The following is a 20,427-nucleotide window of genomic DNA, read 5'->3' as shown; positions in this document are numbered from 1 at the left end:
AAAAAAATGAAAACAAATTTGTTACCAGCTATAAAGCTGACAATTCTCAGTCTTGTTCTACTCATAATAATTTATCCATTAATAGTTTTTGGTATTTCACAATTTGCACCAAATAATGGCAAAGGCGAAATCATCACACAAAATGGCAAAACCTATTATTCAAATATAGGGCAAACATTTACTGAAGATAGGTATTTCAATTCGCGGCCATCAGCAGTTGGATATAACGCAGCAGGTTCTGGTGGAAGTAATAAGGGAGCTTCCAACCAAGAATATTTATCTGAAGTGCAAGCAAGAATAGATACTTTCTTAGTGCATAATCCTGATGTTATAAAATCTGAAATTCCTGTTGATTTGATGACTGCAAGTGGTAGTGGTTTAGACCCAAACATTTCGGTGCAGGCAGCTTATGTGCAAGTAAAGCGTATCGCTAAAATTCGCAATACTACTGAAGCAACTTTACAAGAACTTATTAAAGTGCAAATAGAAAAACCATTGATTGGAATATTTGGCCCGAAGAAAATAAATGTGCTTAAGCTAAACATTGCATTAGACAATCTTAAGAAATAAAAATATGAAATACTTAGATATAAAATTGATTTTAGGTCTTGGCATTATTATGATCGGTGCATTTAACAATATTAATGCTCAAACCTTTTTGTCAGAAGTAGAACGCAGATCTGTCATTGCACAAATTAAGAACGAGTTAAAAGATAGTTTGAACAATACTTACAATAAGCCAACTTCAAAAACACTTGACAATTTCAAAATATCAGGCTATTTGGAAACATATTATAGCTATGACTTTGGCAAACCATTGGATCATAATCGTCCTGCATTTGTTTATGCTTTCAATCGCAGCAATGAGGTAAATTTAAATATTGGTTTCTTGAAAGCTAGCTATTCCAGTGAAAAGGTAAGAGCCAATTTAGCTTTGATGGCGGGCACCTATTCCAATGCCAACCTTGCAGCAGAACCCGGTGTTTTAAAAAATATTTATGAGGCTAATGCTGGAGTAAAAATTTCAAAACATAAGAACTTATGGATTGATGCAGGAATTTTTGCTTCCCACATTGGTTCTGAAAGTGCCATTGGTAAAGACTGCTGGAACTTAACAAGAAGTATATTGGCAGATAATTCTCCCTACTTTGAAAGCGGTGTGAAAATATCCTATACCAGCGACAATGAAAAATGGTTTGCAAGCGGATTGGTATTGAACGGCTGGCAACGCATACAGCGGGTAAATGGAAATAATATGCCTGCTATTGGACATCAGTTAATCTACAAACCAAATTCAAAAATAACATTAAACAGTAGTTCATTTATTGGAAGTGATACACCCGATAGCACAAGGCAGATGCGGTACTTTCATAATTTCTATGGAAAATTTCAACTCCATGAAAAATTTGGTTTGATTGTAGGTTTTGATATCGGTGCTCAACAAAAATCAAAAGGTAGTAGCGACTACAATAATTGGTATTCGCCGGCACTTATTGCTAAATACTCGCCATCTGATAAAATTAGTATTGCAGCAAGTGGAGAATATTACAGCGATGCGAATGGTGTAATTATTTATACTGGTACTGTAAATGGATTTCAAACCTTTGGATATTCTTTAAATCTGGATTATAACATTACTGACAATGTCATGTGGAGAATAGAAGGCAGAGGGTTTGCCAGTCAGGATAAAATATTTACCTTAGACAACGCGTCAAGTTCACAAAATTATTTTGTAACAACAGCATTAGCCATTTCCTTCTAATGGATAAAGATAAAACCGTTCAACATTTCCTTGACTTGATAAAAAAATCAAGGCGAGGTAAATTCAAAATTTATATTGGTATGAGTGCCGGTGTCGGAAAATCATACCGTATGCTGCAAGAGGCTCGGGCTTTATTGAAAAATGGAATTGATGTAAAAATTGGTTTTATTGAGACACACAATAGAAAAGAAACACACGACTTGTTGAAAGGGTTGCCGATTATTCCGAGAAGAACACTTTTTTATAAAGGTAAAGAATTAGAAGAAATGGACGTTCAGGCTGTAATAAACTTGCGGCCTGAAGTCGTCATTGTAGATGAGTTAGCACATACTAATATAGAAGGAAGTAAAAATGAAAAACGCTGGCAGGATGTAATCGAAATTTTAGAGGCAGGTATCAATGTTATTTCTGCTGTAAACATTCAGCATATCGAAAGTTTGAACGAAGATGTGAAAAAAATCACCGGAGTTGAAGTCGCAGAACGAATACCTGACAGTGTGCTTGCGCAAGCTGATGAAGTAGTAAATATTGATCTTACAGCTGATGAACTTATTGCCCGATTGAAAGAAGGAAAGGTCTACCAAGCTGATAAAATTGAAACAGCATTGAAAAATTTCTTTCAAAGTGACCATATATTGCAACTACGTGAATTGGCTCTAAAGGAGGTAGCCTCGCAGGTAGAGAGAAAAGTGGAAACAGAAATTAGTAAGCCAAGTTTTTTAAAGCGTGAGCGATTCTTAGCATGCATTAGCAGCAATGAAATAACAGCAAAAAGTGTTATCAGAAAGACTGCTCGATTAGCCAATTACTATCATAGTAAATGGTATGTACTATATGTACAAACACCAAAAGAAAGTGTGGATAAGATTGAATTAGCAAAGCAACGACATCTGATTAATAATTTTAAATTAGCCACTGAATTAGGAGCAGAAATCATTAAAATTGAAAAATCATCTATATCAAATGCTATTATAGAAGAAGCACACGAACGAAAAATTACAACCATCTGCATAGGAAAACCTCATTTGAATTTTTTTAGCGTTATTTTGTCTCCTAGTATATTCAGTCAGCTTTTAAAAAATTTATCATCGAACGATATTGACCTTATTATTCTATCATAATGAAAATTAAAACTAAATTAACATTAGGTGTTGGGCTTTTATTTATCCTAATTATACTATTAAGTATTGTAGGTGCATTTAATATTAATGCTTTAAAGTCGGATACAGAAAATATTTTAAAAGCAAATTACAACTCACTACTTTACTCTAGAAACATACTTTCTGTTTTGAACAACCCTTCCGAAAAAACAATTCAAGTCATTGAAGACAATCTTAAAAAACAAGAGAACAATGCCACAGAAATAGGAGAACTCGATGCGAATCTGGAGCTAAGAAATAATTTCGAAGCGTATAAGAAAAGCAATTCAAACAGTAGTGTCCAACTTGCTATTCAAGAAAACTTATTTCAAATAATGGATATGAATATGCAAGCCATTCAACGCAAAAGTGAAGTAGCTAAAACTACGGCAGATAAGGCGGTATTTTGGATAGTCGTAACAGGGACTATTTGTTTTTTAATTGCCTTTATTTTGTTGGTTAATTTACCTTCAAATATTGCTAACCCTATAAAAGAATTGACAGAAAGCATCAAACAAATTGCAGCTAAAAATTATTCAAAAAGAGTTCATTTTGAAAGCCACAGCGAATTTGGTGAGCTAGCCAAATCTTTTAATTCCATGGCAGAAAAACTGGAGGAATATAATAATAGCAATTTGGCAAAATTGATGATGGAGAAAAAGCGAATTGAAACGCTTATTAACAATATGCACGACCCTGTTATTGGATTAGATGAAAACTTAAAAGTAATTTTTGCAAACGAAGAAGCATTAAAAATTATTGGGAGCACTGCAATCGAAATTATCGGACATTTTACCCAGGAATTAGCGCTAAAAAATGATCTTGTTCGTAATTTAATTACAGATCTTATGATTGAGAATCCAATACTAGGTCAGAAACGAGCACCGGTAAAAATATTTGCGGAAAATAAAGAAAGTTACTTTGAAAAAGAAACTTTACATATCTCAATTGTTCCAACAGGAGAAAAAGATTCAATCTTGGTTGGGCATGTGATATTTTTGAGAAATGTTACGAGCTACAAAGAATTAGATTTTGCGAAAACAAATTTCATAGCCACAGTTTCACACGAACTCAAAACACCAATATCTTCTATAAAATTGAGTTTGCAGCTGCTAGAAAATGCAGAAATCGGCCATCTTAATGATGAACAGAAAAATTTAGTAGAAAGTATTAAAGATGACGCAACCAGATTATTGAAAATCACAGGGGAATTATTGAATATGACACAAGTTGAAAGCGGCAATATTCAACTTTCTATAATGCCGGCAGATCCTAAAGAAATCTTGCTCTATGCAATAAATGCAACCCAAACTCAAGCAGACCAAAAGCAGATTAAATTCAACATTGAATGTCCTGATAGTATCTCAAAAGTGCAGGCAGACAATGAAAAAACAGCATGGGTACTCACCAATTTAATTTCTAATGCAATTCGATACTCATACGACAACTCTACAATTTACTTGTCAATTATTGAAACCAAAAATAATGTTCAAATTTCAGTTCGGGACAGAGGTCAAGGAATTGCCCCACAATACAAAGACAAAGTATTTGACAGGTATTTCCGAGTGCCCGGGACAAAGAAAGAAGGTACTGGACTTGGACTTTCCATCAGCAAAGAATTTATAGAGGCACAAGGCGGACAGATAAGTGTAGAAACTGAATTTGGAGCCGGAAGTAAGTTTTCCATAACTTTAAATACACTTACTTAGTCCTACTTAACAAGACATTTCAATTATTTCTCAGCAATTAAAATGAAAAAAACTAAGTCCGTATGGACCAAATCTTTATACCACAAGTAATCCAATGCTCCTAATCGCCTCCATCTCTTCACCAATCCAGAATTCATCAAAATCTTTTAATCCGGCGAAATCATAACTCTCCCTCAAATGTAAAATGCTTAATGTTTCGTTATAGTTTGCTGCTTTCGAAATTACTTCACTGAGCCATAGACCTTGTTGGTGCTCAAGCTCTATCTCAAAGGTTTCAGATTTTGTATGAAATAATAAAAGCATATTTCCAGTATCAAGTGATTCTGATGAAGGAAGAATGCCTGTAAATAGGACGCGCTTGTTGCCGCTCAGATTTCTACTTTCATCAGCTTCCAAGATATTCTGAATATGATCCGGCTGAATAGTGGTTTCAGGTATTTCGAAATCAAACCATTCCTGTAGCTCATATTCAAAGCAGATACCATTCATAAAGTTGAATAACGATTTTTTTAGCCCGCCACTGAATAATTCATGGTCACAACCCGTAAGATCTTCGAATTCGAGGTCATTGTTTGCAAATGTCCCTATTTCTTCAGTGATCAATCTGACATTGTATTCTGCAGGATTCTTTCCAACGGGACTGTGCGCTGTCAACGCAAATTGATGCCAAAATCCCGATTGGACCACACCCGCTTCAAAGAGCTGGCGGACTACCTCAAGGGAATCTATCGTTTCCTGTTCATTTTGAGTAGGAAATCCATACATAAGATATGAGTGAACCATGATGCCTGACTGAGTAAAGTTTTGAGCTACTTTCGCCACCTGACCGACAGTGACACCCTTTTTTATCAGTTTGAGCAATCTGTCAGAAGCTACTTCCAGTCCTCCTGATATAGCGATACATCCGGAGAGAGACAGCAGGCGGCAAAGATCGGAAGTAAAGCTTTTCTCGAACCTGATATTTGTCCACCATGTGATGGTTAGCTTTCTCCTGAGGATTTCAATGGCTATTTCCTTCATAAGAGCAGGAGGGGCGGCTTCATCTACAAAATGAAAACCACGCTCACCGGTTTGAAGGATCAGTTCTTCCATTCTGTCCACGAGCATTTGGGCGGTAGTAAATTCGTAGTTGACAATATAATCAAGGGTGATGTCGCAGAAGGTACATTGGCCCCAATAGCAACCATGAGCCAAGGTTAGTTTGTTCCATCTGCCGTCGCTCCACAATCGGTGCATTGGATTGGTCACTTCGATTACGCTCAAATATTGTTTTAAATTAAGTCCTTCGTAATCAGGTGTTCCAACATCCTTCTGCTTGTAATCCGGCGCCATAGAACCATTAAAATACTGAACTTTATCTTCTAATAAAGTGAAAGTTCTTTTTAGGAAATCTATTGGACGCTTGCCTTCGATGTGTTCGATCAAATGAAGGATGGGTGCTTCTCCATCATCTAAGGTGATAAAATCAAAAAATTCAAATACTCTAACATCTTTTAGCGATCTCAATTCAGTATTTGCAAATCCACCACCCATGCAGATTTTTGTTTGAGGATAATGCAATTTAACCCATTGGCCGCATCTGAATGCACAGTAAAGATTGCCGGGAAATGGTACTGAAATAGCTAGCAGGTCAGGAATTGATTTTTGAAAATATTTTTCAAGTAAAGAAAATAGCATATGATCAATGAAGGAAGGAGCTTGTGTCAAGTGCTCATAAAGTTCATCAAAACTATGCGCTGACCTACCAAGCCGCTCTGCATATCTGCTGAAACCAAAAAACGGATCGATTAATTCTATGATGTAATCTGAAATGTCTTCGAGATACAATGTGGCGAGATGCCTCGCTTTGTCCCTTATACCCATAATGCCAAAAGCAAATTCCATGTCTGCCAATTGGTCAAATCTGCTAGCATTTGGTAAATAATTGCCTGAGCAAATCTGATATGCCAGCGATACGTCCTGGTCTTGAAGAAAGGCGATTATGGGTCCGATGGTTGAAATATATTCATTGCGGAGACTGAATATCCTATTCGCATTATCCGACGCCTGAGAATGATCGATGTCAATATTAAACATTTCAGTCAAACCTTCTACGCTGAATAATTTTAATATCACATCCATTCCAAGATCGGCCTGCATGGAATTAATGCCTTTTGTATTCAGAAAACCTTTGAGGTAGGGAGTGGCAGGATATGGCGTATTAAGCTGCGTAAAAGGAGGCGTTATTAGAAAGACATTCAACGGATCGCTATAATTATATTGGTAATAGCCGTAAAGGTACTTTGAATTTGAATTTTAAAGGAATTTATAAAAATGGAAGCAAAGTGTGCCACATATTACATTATAATTTAATGTAATAGCCAAATATATAATTGAAATTTAAAAAAAATACCAAAGAAATGTGCACTTATAATATAGATTATCTATATTTAGGTTAATAAAGTTGCTTAAGTAATTTTCTTAATTAATTACTAAAGTATCGTAGTTGCTTATTGTATTAGTATTCAATGATATAAATATTTAGTATTTATAAATAATATCGAATAAGTTATTGAATATTAAAAAGTTAGTTTGACTTTAGATTTTTTTAAATTTACCTTAATGGATTGATCTGCTGGGTAAAATCATCGGAGTTTCATTTTGATTTCTGATTTCTAATTTCTACTTTTTTCATTCTAACTTTAAGCTGAGCGATATATAGTTTTATAGAAATTTATTTGCAATGAACTTCAGTAAAAAATATGCTGCAGGTCAAATATTCTTCACAACATAAAACCTTTATCAATGGCACGCAATCCTAAAAACATCAGAAATATTGTTTTGCTTGGACACTCGGGTAGTGGCAAAACCACATTAGTTGAGAATATGCTTTTCGAAGCACACGAGATTAACCGTATTGGGTCAGTGGACGACAATAGTTCCACATCCGATTACGTAGAAATAGAAAAAGACAGGCATAGTTCAGTATATTCTTCATTGATGCATGTCAATTGGAAAGACTCAAAAATAAATATTATAGATACACCCGGTTCTGATGACCTTGTCGGCGAGAGCATTTCTTCCATGAAAGTTGCAGACACAGCTGTTTTATTAGTCAATGCTAAATATGGAGTGGAAGTCGGCACTGAACTCATCTGGGAATATGTAGAATCATTTCATTTGCCGACCGTGATCGCTATTAATCATTTAGATAGTCCTCAGGCTGATTATGACAGATCTGTTGCTCAGGCCATAGATCGCTTTGGTTCCAAAGTGGTTGAGGTACAGTATCCATTGGACGCCGGAGCTAATTTTTCTACGATTGTTGATGCGCTCAGAATGGTTATTTACAAGTTTCCAGCCAAAGGAGGTAAGCCAACCAAAGAAGATATCCCTGCGTCAGAAATGGAGCGTGCAAAAGAGCTTCATAACAAGCTTGTAGAGATAGCTGCAGAGAATGAGGAAGGACTTATGGAGCGTTATTTTGAGGAAGGCACGCTCAGCGAAGATGATCTGGCCAAAGGATTGACTATTGCACTTGCCAATCAGCAATTTTTTCCAATATTTTGTATATCTGCAGGTAAAAATATGGGAAGTGGCAGATTGATGGGTTTCCTGAATGATATTGCACCATCTCCTGCGGATAGGCCAGAGGCTAAGCTCGAAGATGGTAAAACTCTGGCGTGCGATCCTGATAAGGATACCACATTATTTATTTACAAAACTATTTCCGAAGCCAATGTCGGCAATGTCAGTTATTTCAAGGTATATAGCGGCACGATAAAGACAGGTGACGAGGTCACAAATGCCGAAAATGGAACGGTCGAAAGGCTCAACCATATTTTTATATCCAATGGCAAAAATCGCTCAGAGATTCCTCAACTTGTAGCCGGTGATCTTGGAGTTACGGTAAAATTAAAAAACTCTCATACCAATAATACACTCAATGGCAAAGGTGTTGGAAGAAAAATAGAATTGATTGAGTTTCCAGAGCCTCGTTTCAGAACAGCCATGGTTCCACCTGATAAAAACAGCCTTGAAAAAGTGGCGCGTGCCCTTACGATAGTTCATGAAGAAGATCCGACCCTTGTAGTGGAACATTCTGTTGAACTGAAACAAACTATTCTGCATGGTCAGGGTCAGCTGCACTTGGATATAGTAAAAGCAAAAATAGAGAAGACATTTGGCTTAAAGATCGAATTTGAAAAGCCAAAAATTCCATATAGAGAGACGATCAGGCAAAGTGTGGATGAGGTTTACAGGCATAAGAAACAAAGTGGCGGTGCAGGACAGTTTGCTGAGTTGCACATGCGTATAGAGCCTTATCATGACGGTATGCCTAATCCTGTAGGACTTTCAGTTCGAAATTCAGAAGTAGATGAGTTGCCATGGGGCGGAAAATTAGTCTTTAATTGGTGCATCGTCGGTGGAACGATTGATTCCAGATTTTCAAATGCAATAAAAAAGGGTATTTTGATGAAGATGGAGGAAGGGCCGTTGACAGGTTCCAGATGCCGTGATATTCGAGTCTCTATATTCGATGGTAAGATGCACCCTGTGGATAGTAATGATATGGCTTTTCAGCTGGCATCTACTATGGCCTTTAAGATTGCATTCAAAAAGGCCAATCCAAAGTTGCTGGAGCCGGTATTTGACCTTGAAGTTTTATCACCCGAAGATATGGTAGGAGAGGTGATGGGCGATCTACAAACGCGCAGAGCGATGATCACGGGAATGGATTCGGAGGGACACTATCAAAAGATCAATGCCAAGGTTCCGCTATCAGAATTGTTTGGCTACTCCTCTAGTTTGAGGTCTATCACGCAGGGTAGGGCTAAGTTCAAGCGTTCATTCAGTGAATATGCGGAAACGCCACCTGATGTTCAAAAGGTGTTAATAGATAGTCATGTTGATAATGATGAGCATGGAGAGCATTAAAAAGGAAAATTGATTATTTAAAATAAATATTTTATATCACTGATGATTCATAAGTTTTTAACAAGGTTTGTAAGATAACTTTTTTATAAAATATTAATCTATTATAAAATAATTTATTATAATAATTTATATATTTGTTTGGAATATTTATAAAATAAAAGTTTACACGTGGATAATAATCGACCTTTTAGAAAGCCTGACAGTGTTTTTTCAAGTAAAATAAAAGCAGGAAAGCGCAGAACATACTTCTTTGACGTAAAGCAAACTAAGGGAGAAGATTATTTTATAACGCTTACCGAAAGTACCAAGAAATTTAACTCTGAAGGTGTAGAGCGTCACAAGATCTTTTTGTATAAGGAGGATTTCAATAGGTTTTTAGCAGGACTTCAGGAGACGATTGATCATGTAAAGACCACATTGATGCCGGACTACGACTTTGATGAATTCGCACGTCGTCAGGAGGAATTTGAAAAGGAATATCAAAGTCGTAAAGAGGGTGAGAATGCATCTGAGGATGATATGGGTTGGTAAAATTTAATTGTTAATTGTAATTTATTAGTTGTTATTTGGATTCCAATGGATTGAGATTTGGTTTCAAAATTGGTTTGAAATAAATTTTGATATTACTTTGAATTTTAAGTAATGACATTAGATAATATGAATGCCATTCAGATATAAAGTCTGAATGGCATTTATGATTTTATACTTTATTAGAGCAGGATCACTTTTTTGTTTTCCATAATATTGCCCTTAGTATCACTTATTTAAACGAGATATATTTCTGAAGGTCTTCGCGTTAGATCTATATTTACTGATTGGTCGAAGTTAGGTTCGCTATCGTTCCGAACGATTTATTAATTTATGATTCGATACCTCTCAAGAATGACTAAAATGAATGCTCTTTCAAAAAAGTATGTGTTAAAGTATCCAAAAATGGGGACGAGGAGGCTCTCAAGTAATTGACAATCAATCAAATGTAGGCTTAACGGTTCGCAACCGTTGGGAACGGTTCCGAACGAATATTATTTTGGGTTTCATTAACCCCCAAGAGTGTGTGATACCAATGTTCTTATCAAAAAGTTTATCGGAAAATATCAAAAAATGTTGACGAGACAACTTGTAAATAATTGATAATCAATTAAATGTAGATTTAACGGTTCGCAACGGTTGGGAACGGTTCCGAACGGTTATTAATTTGGGTTTCATTAACCCCAAGAGTGTGTGATACCAATGTTCTTTTTAAAAAGTTTATCGGAGAATATCAAAAAATGTCGACGAAACAACTTGTAAACAATTGATAACCAGTCGGATGCAGATTTAACGGTTCGCAACGGTTGGGAACGGTTCCAAACGGTTGTTTTTTTGGGTCTGGCACCTCCCAAGAGTGTGTCATATCAATACTATTGCAAAAAAGTGCATTAGAAAGTATCAAAAAAGTTTAACGGATAGTCTCTCAAATAATTGACAATCAGTTTGATATGGACTTAACGGTTCGCAACGGTTAAGAACGGTTCCGAACGGATATTAATTTAGGATTAAGTACCTCCCAAGATTAAGTCATACCGGTGGTCTTGCAAAAAAGTGTATGGACTGTATTAAAAAATGTTGACGAAACAACTTGTACACAATTGACAATCAATTAAATGTAGGCTTAACGGTTCGCAACCGTTGGGAACGGTTCCGAACGAATATTATTTTGGGTTTCATTAACCCCCAAGAGTGTGTGATACAAATGTTCTTATCAAAAAGTTTATCGGAGAATATCAAAAAATGTCGACGAAACAACTTGTAAGCAATTGATAACCAGTCGGATGTAGACTTAATGGTTCGCAACGGTTGGGAACGGTTCCGAACGGTTATTAATTTGGGTTTAAGTACCTCCCAAGAGTAAGCCATACCGGTTCTTTAGCAAAAAAGTGGATGAGAAAGTATTAAAAAACGCTGACGGTACTCCTTATAATTAATTGACAATCAATGAAATGTAGGCTTAACGGTTCACAACCGTTGGGAACGGTTCCGAACGGTTAGTAATATGAAATTTTTTTCAACCAATTTAACCCCATTTTTCAAACTATTTTGTAACTTCGCCTTACATCCAAATATTCAAATCATTTTTTAACTTCAAACCACATATTAAATGAAAGGCAAATGTAAATTATGTAATGATACCTTCGTAGGTAGGGCTGGTAAAATGTTCTGTACCATAAAATGTAAAACCATTTACCACAAAGATTTAATTGAAAAAACAAATTTTGCTGCCATCCCCACTGACAAAATTCTTCACAGAAATAGATCCATTCTTTTCGAAATTATGGATGCAGGCAACTTCAAACAAAAGAAGGTAGAGCGGAAATTATTGGATTCCAAGAAATTTAATTGGCACCATTATACCCATGTCCACAAAAATGTCAAAGGCAAACTTCTGCAAATCATTTATGATTATTCCTGGATGATATTTTCTGACCAGGAAGTACTAATTAAAAAGGTTAACAAAATCACTAGATAATTCTTATCTAATGAATTTGCCAAAATCAAAAAAATAACTTAACGAATAAAGGATTTTAGAATGCGCAGATTATTACCGATTACCCATTACCCATCACCCATTACCCATGAATAATCCGTGATTCTGACAATTTTATATAAAAAAAGACCTGCCATGATAACATCGCAGGTCTTTTCTTTTTGGCATTTTCTGAAGAATATCTTCAAAAACCTTATTTAATTACCTAAATAGTGCTTAAGTAATTTACTTCTTGATACAGATCGTAATTTATTAATTGCCTTATCTTTTATCTGACGAACACGTTCGCGTGTTAAGCCAAATTTATCTCCAATATCTTCCAGAGACATTGGATGATCGATGCCAATACCGAAATACAACTTTATCACATCACATTGCCTATCAGTCAGCGTACTAAGTGAGCGTTCTATCTCGCGACGTAAAGATTCAACATATTCCAAAGCAGAGTCTGTGCCTGGTGTGCTACTGTTTTCAAGAACATCCATAAGTGAATTGTCTTCACCATCTACGAAAGGCGCATCCATAGATACGTGTCTCGCAGCCACACCCAAGGTAGTTTCAACCTCTTCTGTCGGGATCTCTAAAATAGAGGCTAATTCTTCAGCTGAAGGCTCTCTTTCAAATTTTTGTTCCAATTCTGAAAAAGCACGATTGATCTTGTTCAATGATCCAACCTTGTTCAATGGCAATCTTACAATTCTTGATTGTTCAGCCAAAGCCTGAAGGATGGACTGACGAATCCACCAAACTGCATAGGAGATAAATTTAAATCCTCTAGTCTCATCGAAACGCTGCGCAGCTTTAATCAAACCAAGATTACCTTCATTGATAAGATCACTGAGTGACAAACCTTGATTTTGATATTGTTTGGCAACAGATACTACAAATCTTAAATTTCCTTTAGTTAATCTCTCCAGGGCTTCTTGATCTCCCTGTTTGATTCTTTTTGCCAAGTCTACTTCCTCTTCCGGTGTCAACAAGTCTACTTTACCTATCTCTTGTAGGTATTTCTCCAAGGATTGACTTTCCCTGTTGGTTATTGACTTGGTTATTTTTAGTTGCCTCATTAAATTTTATTATTTAAAAACGGATGCAAAGTTACAACAAATTATTGTCTTAAAGTGCAGAACATCCTAAATCGAATAATGTTTAGCTCCGCTTAAAAGTTCACTAATCTTGTAAACTTCTTAAATATAAAGAATATTTTTTAACAAAAAAACTTTCTTATGCTAGAATTATATTTAATTTACCCCCAAAATCAAAATATAACTTATTTTAATTTTTTGGTGTACATCCCTATTTTCTAATAAATTAGGGCATTTCGAAAGAATTGAGAACGTTCACTATTCACATTCAACACGCGTCAAATAAAATAGATGAAGAAGACACAATTCGAAATAGAGTATTTATTCAGGGCTTCGCCCACCATTATCTACACCTTCATAACTACGCCTGCGTGCCTTATTCGCTGGTTTTGTGAGGAAGCAGATGTAGACAATGATCTCTTTACTTTCCGTTGGAAAGATTCTGAAGAGACAGCCATTCTTGTGGACGACTTTGAAGATGAGTTGCTAAGATTCCGTTGGGAAGATGCAGTAAGTGACAATGAATTTCTTGAATTTATTCTTGAGACATCTCCGGTCACTGAGGAAACAATCCTCCGCCTCATCGGTTGGGCAGAACCAATTGACCATCAATTTCAAATTGATTTTTGGAACAATCAAATGAAAGCGCTTAAAAAAGCGATGGGTGAGAGCTAGATATTTTTAATTTTTATTCAAACTATAACTTCCTTCCTAAAATATATTAAGTATGAGTGGTTCAGACCAGGATTTTAAACAATCATTAAGTCTTACAGATGCCACCATGCTGGTAGCTGGTTCTATGATCGGTTCAGGTATATTCATCGTAAGTGCCGATGTGACTAGAAATCTTGGAAGTAGCGGCTGGATGTTGCTCGCCTGGGTCCTTGCTGGTGTCCTTACACTCATTGCGGCATTAAGCTACGGTGAATTGGCTGGAATGTTTCCGAAAGCTGGCGGGCAATACGTCTACCTTCGTGAAGCTTTTAATCCTTTGATCGCATTTATGTATGGATGGACCATGTTTACCGTCATTCAGGCTGGTACAATTGCTGCAGTCGCTGTGGCATTTGCTAAATTTACCTCCTATTTTATCCCATGGTTTGGGGAAGACAATATTTTGTTTTCTATCGGTTCCTGGAATTTTAAAGGATCTCAAGTACTCGCTATTTTAAGTATTTTAGTATTATCAGGTATCAACCTTAGAGGGGTCAACCTGGGTAAAGTCGTTCAAACTTCCTTTACTCTTGCCAAATTGGTCGCTATCTTCGGTCTTATAATATTAGGCCTTACACTCGGTTTTAACCAGGAAATATTTACTAATAACTTTACTTTGTCATGGGATGCACAACATTGGGATGGAAGTACTTTTTCTTCTATCAGCGGGGTGGCACTGATACTGGCGCTAGGTGGTGCTATGGTCGGAACGCTCTTTTCAAGTGATGCCTGGAACAATGTAACTTTTATAGCCGGGGAGATCAAAGACCCCTCCCGAAATATACCTAAAAGTTTATTTTTTGGCACTTTGATCGTGACTGTTATTTATCTACTCACGAACGTAACATACCTTGGATTGCTGCCTTTGCAAGGGAGTCCGAATGGCACCGATGTCGTTTCTCAAGGTATTGCATTTGCTACAAATGACAGAGTTGGTACAGCAGCTGCCTCCCTTATTTTTGGCGTTTCTGCAGCAGCGATAATGAGTGTACTAATTATGGTTTCTACATTTGGGTGTAACAATGGACTTATCCTTTCCGGTTCAAGATTGTATTATGCTATGGCCAAGGATAACCTCTTTTTTCCAAAAGCTGGTAGATTAAATGAAAATGCTGTTCCTGGCTTTGGTATAAAGGCACAGGCTATTTGGGCTTCTGCCTTATGTCTTACCGGAACATATGGTGCATTGTTGGATTACACCATCTTTGCAGCATTGCTATTCTATATATTGACAATTGCGGGAATTTTTGTTCTAAGAAGGAAAAGCCCGGATACTTTCAGGCCCTATAAAGCATTTGGCTACCCTGTGCTGCCTATACTTTATATTGTTTGTGCCGCTGTGATCGCTTTTATCTTGCTGATCGACAAAACAGAAAACACACTTCCGGGACTATTCATCGTTTTATTAGGTATCCCTGTGTATTATGTAGTTAAAAAGAAATTCGCGCCGACTGCTGAATAAATGTGAAGAGCTTTAAGTTAATGAATTAAGAAAATCAAGGATTGCTTAATGGCCTTAATTCTTAATTGTCAAGCTAAGAATTCAATTTAGGCAATTTATTAATTCAGCTCAAGCGTAAATTCTCGTAACCTGGATCTGTTACAATTCATTTAACCCCCGTTTCATTATACATTTTATTCAAATTTAGTATCTTAATAATTCTTTTATATCTTGTCAAAAAGCTAAGAATTCAATTTAATAGGCAGAAATTTTATTGCCAAGAATGCACGAATAAATTCAATTGATCTCAAGCGGATAAATTGCCGTCGGTTTTAACCTGCGGATCCAGATTACAATTCCTAGGGTTTTAACCACTTGTTTCTCTATCAATATATTTTAACATTACTGAAATTTAAATATTAAAGAATTAAGAAAATCAATAAGCACTTAATGTCTTCAAGTTTTCAATTTTTATTAACTATCTACCATATTTTGTCGAATTTCTGCAACTACTTTAATATGTTCGTGTTCGTTTAAGGTCACATTTCAGCAGAATACTGTGAACAGACTATTTTCTAAATTTATACACGATAAAAATGAACATTCGCTTGATCATTGCCCTTATATTTTTTATTCTATTGGACATTTATGCATTTCAGGCATTTAGAGGAGTGACCAAGACTATGTCACCCGATCTTCGCAAGGTTCTTATGTTTGGATATTGGGGTATTTCAGCCTTGGCTTATGTACTTGCTATCGCAATGATGGCCAATATTATCACAGATAAAAATCATTTTCTGACGATCTACGGTCGCACATTTTTGATGATTTTGTTCCTAAGTAAGCTTTGCGCGCTGCCAATTTTACTCATCGATGATGTAAGAAGAGGATTCCTGGCAGTAGTCAATTACTTTATGGTAGAAAAAAGCTTCAATCTCAGCCGTTCAAAATTTCTTTCAGGTGTAGGTATTTTTCTAGGCACTGCCCCAATAGTAGCGTTGACTTATGGTGCGCTGCGCAATCCTTACAGATATCGTGTACATCGCAGCAATATATTCATTGATGGTCTGCATCCGGACCTGGAAGGATTCAAGATAGTTCAGATCTCTGATGTACATTCAGGTAGCTTTGTCTTTAAGGAGCCGATCGTTAACGGTATAGATCTTATAAATAAAGAAAAGGGCGATCTCGTGGTCTTTACCGGAGATATTGTCAATTATAAGGCGGACGAAATGGACGGTTTTTATGAAATTTTTGGCAAAATTCAAACGCCCTACAAAACAGTATTTTCAACACTTGGTAATCACGATTATGGTGATTACTATAAGTGGGATAGCAAGGCAGACCTTGATCGCAACTTTGAAAAGATCAAAGGCATACACAAGACATTAGGTTGGGATCTAATGCTCAATGAACATCGAATCCTCGAACATAAGGGTGCCAAAATCGGATTGATCGGCGTAGAAAACTTTTCAGCACTTCCACAATTTCCTAAACATGGAGATCTTACAAAGTCAGTTGAGGGTATGCCGCCCACAGATGTCAAGATACTTTTATCACACGATCCAACGCACTGGGATTTTGAAGTCAATAAAAATCACCAGGATATCAATTTGACCCTTGCCGGCCACACCCACGGATTTCAGTTTGGCATCGAGATACCCGGTTGGATCAAGTGGAGTCCAAGCCAATTTGTCTACAAACAATGGGCCGGTCTATATCAAAAAGGTGCACAATACCTATATGTCAATCGTGGATTTGGCTTTTTGGGATATGCCGGTAGGGTAGGGATATTGCCGGAGATAACGACGTTGGTTTTAACGGGTCGGAAGTAGATAATTAGTCTTTCTATAAGTAACTAAAGTTTCGGAGTAATTATACATTTGATAATCAATGGTATAAATATATAATTATTAAAAAATAAAATCACCTAAAATGTTGATTGCTAAATAACTAATTCAATTCTCGATTTTCTTCAATTCATTTAAATGCTTTCATTTGCTGGGCTCAACCATCGAAGTTTCATTCTGACTTCTAATTTCTAATTTCTAATTTTTACCTTTGATTGAGTAATAGCAATAGTCTTAATATAAATTTATAACGTCGAAACTTAAGTACGTAATTGGTAATTCGGATACAAGAATAGACTTTTACAAAAACTAAGGTTTTAGAGTTACTTTCCTATGGTGGTGCGCATCACGCTTGCACATCACGAAGTGATGAGCACCCCCAATGGGTCATGACCCATTGAAGGGCACTGCGCGCAGCGCATCGCACTTCGGTTGTTTTGCATTACAAAAATAATCGATTATAGCCCAGACCGGGTAGATCTGACTGCTATTTCCGTTCGCTTCTCGCATCCCGCCGTTCGCTTTCAATTAGTAATGGGTAATGAGAAATAGGTAATTTAGTGATAACAAAAATCGTTTTCAAATTTAAAGCTTTCCAATTATCGATCTTACCTCAGACCCGCAGCAATCTGCCAGCTCTTCCCGTTCGCCGTTCGCTGTTCGCCGTTCGCTTTAAATCACCCCCTCACTCCCTCACCCTCTCACTTTCTCACCTTTTAACCTTTTCACCTCCTCCCAATAATCGATACTCCTTAAAATCGAGCTACCATGCCCGCTCTCATTATTCATTATCCATTATTCATTATTCATTCATTATCCATTATTCATTGCCTTCCTCACTTTATTGTTAAAATACGCAAAAAAAATATTAAAAAGACATACTTATCTGATAATTTAAATATATTTGCGATTGACAAAAGTCCAAAAAGTATTTGTAATCTTCATGATTGTATTCATTTTATAATGACAATCAAGGGGTTATGTGCTTTTAATCTATTAAAACACACACATTACATAACAACTAAAACCTCGAGTTATCGAATAAAATCTACACTGCACCAATTTTTCGCAATGTTTTTCGGAAAAATATTGCCTTAGGTCTGAGTACCGAATGTTTTTAAGCTAGACAACACCGTCTATGCATCCCCCACTTTACGAATTCAAAATAAATCAATATCTGTGCCTCAACGCATAGTGTCTAAAGGAGTATGCTGAAAATCCTTTGAAAGAGAGTAAGCGTTAATTTTTAAATTAATTTGAAATGAAAAAAATTTACAAATTATTGTTTTCCGGAACTTATACATCTGTTTCTGGGGTACTTTAGTCGCAAAGTGGAACAACTCTTGACGCCCAGGGTTACGCTGTAACATTGCCAACTGCTTTTACCTTCAATGGATTTTCTGTTACTACCGCTACTATTAAAGTTGATGGATATATTGCTTTAGGTGTTTCTACATTTTCAAGTACTGCTCCTATTTCAAGTTCAGCTGCAGCCACGGGAATAATATCTGCATTAGGTATGGACCTTCAGGACTCAAAAAAGAAGCAGGTGCTAACGCTGAAATAAGAATGGTGCAAGTAAGTAACGAAATTGTAATACAATGGGATGATTTTAGAAGGTATACCTCTACTTCTGGTGTTAATGAAAGGTTTGATTTTCAAATAAGATTAAATACGCCAACAGGCCTTATTAACATTGTATACGCGTTACCTACAAATGTGGCAGCCAATATCACTTACCAACCACAAGTTGGGCTTAGGGGTACAGTAAACACTGATTATAATGCTTGAAGATTAACAACATCTATTCCGGATGCAACTCCATCTTGGGATGATACAGTACTTGCGACATCAAATGCGCATCAAGTTAGGTTCACAACTACCGCTCCAGCTGCAGTTCCTGATGCGGGGAGAACTTATACTTATTCACCTCCTTTTTGTACAGCTCCAACGCTCTTTAGTTGTCACAAATTTAACAGGTACAACAGCCACAATTGGATGGAATCCAAGTGGTGCAGCAGATTCTTATGACTGGGAAATTAGAAGTACCGGTGCATGTGGTTCGGGATCGCCACTACAGTCAGGTAATACAGCATCTTCATCTGTAAACTTATCAAGCCTAACTGCTAATACTCACCTATACTTATTGTGTTTGAACTCGTATGTGCAGGTCCTACTAATAGTGGTTGGGTTTCCGGTACCTTTATACAGGTTATTGTATCCCTGCACCAACCTCAGTAGATGGTTTAGGAATAACTAACGTTTCATTTAGTACTGTAAACAACACAACTGTCGCTGAGCCAGGAAATTATGGCGATTATTCTGCCCAGGTAGGAAATATAGTTCAAGGAAACTCAACCATTGTAAATATAACATATAAAACAGGCTTTACGTACGATACAAAAATCTGGATAGACTGGAACGATGATCTTGATTTTGTTGATGTAGGAGAAGAAGTTTATACCGGCACATCTACATCAGCCAATCCAACAACATTGATGGCATCTTTTTTAGTGCCTATTGCTGCTCCATTAGGACAACATAGGATGAGAATAGGTGGGTTAGATGTAGGACCACCCACTCCTTGTTATACTGGTTCTTATGGTACTTATGAAGATTATTCTGTAAATGTGGTTGCTCCATCTACGGATGCAATGGACTATGTAAATTTACAATTTCCGGCTACAGCATCTATTGTCACTGGAGGTACTGCATCAGTATATACACAAGGTTATGAACCTGGAGTAACTCCAGGAGCTGGAGCAGGTGCTGGTATAACAGTATGGATTGGAGTAAATGCAACAAATACTGATCCTGCTACATGGTCATGGTGCATGGACTGCAGCTACTTTTAATATACAAGCAGGAAATAATGACGAATTTCAAGCAGCTATCGGAAGTAGTTTGCCTGTAGGAACGTATTATTATGCAAGTAGATGGCAGTTAAATACAGGGCCATTTGTATATGGTGGTTATAATGCAGGTGGTGGTGGTTTTTGGGATGGAACATCTAATGTTAGTGGTGTTTTGACAGTTACAGCTGCTCCAGGGGCGGATTGCTCAAACCCTATAATTGTTAGCAGTTACCCATATACTTCAAGTACCACTACATGCGGTTCTGGAAATGATTATGGCACCCAATGCGGAGGTAGTTATGGTGGTGGAGAAGATCTTGTTTATCAACTCAATATCCCTGCTGCAGGCACATATCAAATATCTGTAACTGCTACTGGTGGGGGCTCATATATTGGCTGGTTCTTAAAGGACGGAGCTAATTGTGCCAATG

General features: G+C 36.8%; 15 protein-coding genes and 1 pseudogene. 13 read left to right on the top strand and 3 right to left on the bottom strand.

Translation table 11 applies throughout. The features are described from left to right. Window positions 1-6 precede the first annotated feature (6 nt). Genes IPI15_RS19280 through IPI15_RS19265 form a run of 4 tightly spaced genes read left to right on the top strand, consistent with a single transcriptional unit; the run spans window position 7 to window position 4,610 of the window. Window positions 7-570, top strand: a complete 564-nt coding sequence (locus IPI15_RS19280) for a K(+)-transporting ATPase subunit C (RefSeq protein WP_287421812.1) — start codon at window positions 7-9, stop codon at window positions 568-570. A gap of 4 nt (window positions 571-574) precedes the next feature. Then, complete coding sequence (locus IPI15_RS19275) at window positions 575-1,762, top strand: porin (protein WP_287421811.1); 1,188 nt, start codon at window positions 575-577, stop codon at window positions 1,760-1,762. After that, window positions 1,762-2,883 carry a sensor protein KdpD gene (locus IPI15_RS19270; protein ID WP_287421810.1) on the top strand — a complete coding sequence of 374 codons (1,122 nt, stop codon included), beginning with the start codon at window positions 1,762-1,764 and terminating at the stop codon, window positions 2,881-2,883. The genes IPI15_RS19275 and IPI15_RS19270 overlap by 1 nt, the downstream gene beginning before the upstream one ends. After that, a complete protein-coding gene (locus tag IPI15_RS19265) occupies window positions 2,883-4,610 on the top strand; it encodes a HAMP domain-containing sensor histidine kinase (protein WP_287421809.1) in 1,728 nt (575 codons plus the stop codon). The genes IPI15_RS19270 and IPI15_RS19265 overlap by 1 nt, the downstream gene beginning before the upstream one ends. 75 nt (window positions 4,611-4,685) lie before the next feature. On the opposite strand, the gene IPI15_RS19260 is transcribed toward IPI15_RS19265, so the two are convergent. Beyond that, complete coding sequence (locus IPI15_RS19260; RefSeq protein ID WP_287421808.1) at window positions 4,686-6,851, bottom strand: B12-binding domain-containing radical SAM protein; 2,166 nt, start codon at window positions 6,849-6,851, stop codon at window positions 4,686-4,688. A gap of 543 nt (window positions 6,852-7,394) precedes the next feature. Here IPI15_RS19260 and IPI15_RS19255 point away from each other — a divergent pair. The 3 genes from IPI15_RS19255 to IPI15_RS19245 all read left to right on the top strand — a co-directional run bounded on the left by IPI15_RS19255 (window position 7,395) and on the right by IPI15_RS19245 (window position 12,033). Continuing rightward, window positions 7,395-9,527, top strand: coding sequence for an elongation factor G (locus IPI15_RS19255; protein ID WP_287421807.1), 2,133 nt, complete (start codon window positions 7,395-7,397; stop codon window positions 9,525-9,527). Between the two features lie 168 nt (window positions 9,528-9,695). Next, window positions 9,696-10,058 carry a DUF3276 family protein gene (locus IPI15_RS19250; RefSeq protein ID WP_287402205.1) on the top strand — a complete coding sequence of 121 codons (363 nt, stop codon included), beginning with the start codon at window positions 9,696-9,698 and terminating at the stop codon, window positions 10,056-10,058. 1,606 nt (window positions 10,059-11,664) lie between these two features. Beyond that, entirely contained in the window at window positions 11,665-12,033 is a 369-nt protein-coding gene (locus IPI15_RS19245; protein ID WP_287421806.1) for a hypothetical protein, read from the top strand. A 215-nt stretch (window positions 12,034-12,248) separates the two neighbouring features. Here IPI15_RS19245 and IPI15_RS19240 read toward each other — a convergent pair whose 3' ends face one another. Beyond that, a complete protein-coding gene (locus IPI15_RS19240) occupies window positions 12,249-13,118 on the bottom strand; it encodes a sigma-70 family RNA polymerase sigma factor (RefSeq protein ID WP_287402208.1) in 870 nt (289 codons plus the stop codon). A gap of 309 nt (window positions 13,119-13,427) precedes the next feature. Between IPI15_RS19240 and IPI15_RS19235 the strand changes: the two genes are divergently transcribed. The 3 genes from IPI15_RS19235 (at window position 13,428) to IPI15_RS19225 (ending at window position 17,126) form a co-directional block, all read left to right on the top strand. After that, entirely contained in the window at window positions 13,428-13,811 is a 384-nt protein-coding gene (locus IPI15_RS19235) for an START-like domain-containing protein (RefSeq protein WP_287402210.1), read from the top strand. Between the two features lie 52 nt (window positions 13,812-13,863). Beyond that, window positions 13,864-15,312: an APC family permease gene (locus tag IPI15_RS19230; RefSeq protein ID WP_287421805.1), complete on the top strand. Its 1,449-nt coding sequence runs from the start codon at window positions 13,864-13,866 to the stop codon at window positions 15,310-15,312. Window positions 15,313-15,887: 575 nt separating this feature from the next. Further along, window positions 15,888-17,126 (top strand): metallophosphoesterase, encoded by a 1,239-nt coding sequence (locus tag IPI15_RS19225; RefSeq protein ID WP_287421804.1) that lies wholly within the window; start codon window positions 15,888-15,890, stop codon window positions 17,124-17,126. 1,371 nt (window positions 17,127-18,497) lie between these two features. Here IPI15_RS19225 and IPI15_RS19220 read toward each other — a convergent pair. Further along, window positions 18,498-18,638 (bottom strand): hypothetical protein, encoded by a 141-nt coding sequence (locus IPI15_RS19220; protein WP_287421803.1) that lies wholly within the window; start codon window positions 18,636-18,638, stop codon window positions 18,498-18,500. Between the two features lie 72 nt (window positions 18,639-18,710). On the opposite strand from IPI15_RS19220, the gene IPI15_RS19215 reads away from it, so the two are divergent. From IPI15_RS19215 to IPI15_RS19205, 3 genes and pseudogenes are all read left to right on the top strand, one after another. Further along, window positions 18,711-18,932: a hypothetical protein gene (locus IPI15_RS19215; RefSeq protein ID WP_287421802.1), complete on the top strand. Its 222-nt coding sequence runs from the start codon at window positions 18,711-18,713 to the stop codon at window positions 18,930-18,932. Window positions 18,933-19,327: 395 nt separating this feature from the next. Further along, the gene (locus IPI15_RS19210; RefSeq protein ID WP_287421801.1) at window positions 19,328-19,996 is read left to right on the top strand and encodes a GEVED domain-containing protein; all 669 of its coding nucleotides are present in this window, start codon (window positions 19,328-19,330) and stop codon (window positions 19,994-19,996) included. Next, window positions 19,938-20,427: pseudogene (locus IPI15_RS19205) on the top strand (hypothetical protein); the annotation flags it as partial. The gene IPI15_RS19210 and the pseudogene IPI15_RS19205, both read left to right, overlap by 59 nt.

Source organism: Candidatus Brachybacter algidus, from assembly GCF_016707225.1.
GTDB classification, from domain to species: Bacteria; Bacteroidota; Bacteroidia; order Chitinophagales; family Saprospiraceae; genus Parvibacillus; species Parvibacillus algidus.
Note: the sequence above shows the minus strand (reverse complement) of the source record. Positions and strands in the feature narration are given on the sequence as shown.

Coding starts and splice junctions, on each gene's coding strand:
- IPI15_RS19225 (WP_287421804.1), top strand. CDS start 15,888: ATGAACATTCGCTTGATCATTGCCCTTATATTTTTTATTCTATTGGAC.
- IPI15_RS19275 (WP_287421811.1), top strand. CDS start 575: ATGAAATACTTAGATATAAAATTGATTTTAGGTCTTGGCATTATTATG.
- IPI15_RS19245 (WP_287421806.1), top strand. CDS start 11,665: ATGAAAGGCAAATGTAAATTATGTAATGATACCTTCGTAGGTAGGGCT.
- IPI15_RS19280 (WP_287421812.1), top strand. CDS start 7: ATGAAAACAAATTTGTTACCAGCTATAAAGCTGACAATTCTCAGTCTT.
- IPI15_RS19230 (WP_287421805.1), top strand. CDS start 13,864: ATGAGTGGTTCAGACCAGGATTTTAAACAATCATTAAGTCTTACAGAT.
- IPI15_RS19270 (WP_287421810.1), top strand. CDS start 1,762: ATGGATAAAGATAAAACCGTTCAACATTTCCTTGACTTGATAAAAAAA.
- IPI15_RS19215 (WP_287421802.1), top strand. CDS start 18,711: ATGGTGCAAGTAAGTAACGAAATTGTAATACAATGGGATGATTTTAGA.
- IPI15_RS19235 (WP_287402210.1), top strand. CDS start 13,428: ATGAAGAAGACACAATTCGAAATAGAGTATTTATTCAGGGCTTCGCCC.
- IPI15_RS19255 (WP_287421807.1), top strand. CDS start 7,395: ATGGCACGCAATCCTAAAAACATCAGAAATATTGTTTTGCTTGGACAC.
- IPI15_RS19265 (WP_287421809.1), top strand. CDS start 2,883: ATGAAAATTAAAACTAAATTAACATTAGGTGTTGGGCTTTTATTTATC.
- IPI15_RS19240 (WP_287402208.1), bottom strand. CDS start 13,118: ATGAGGCAACTAAAAATAACCAAGTCAATAACCAACAGGGAAAGTCAA.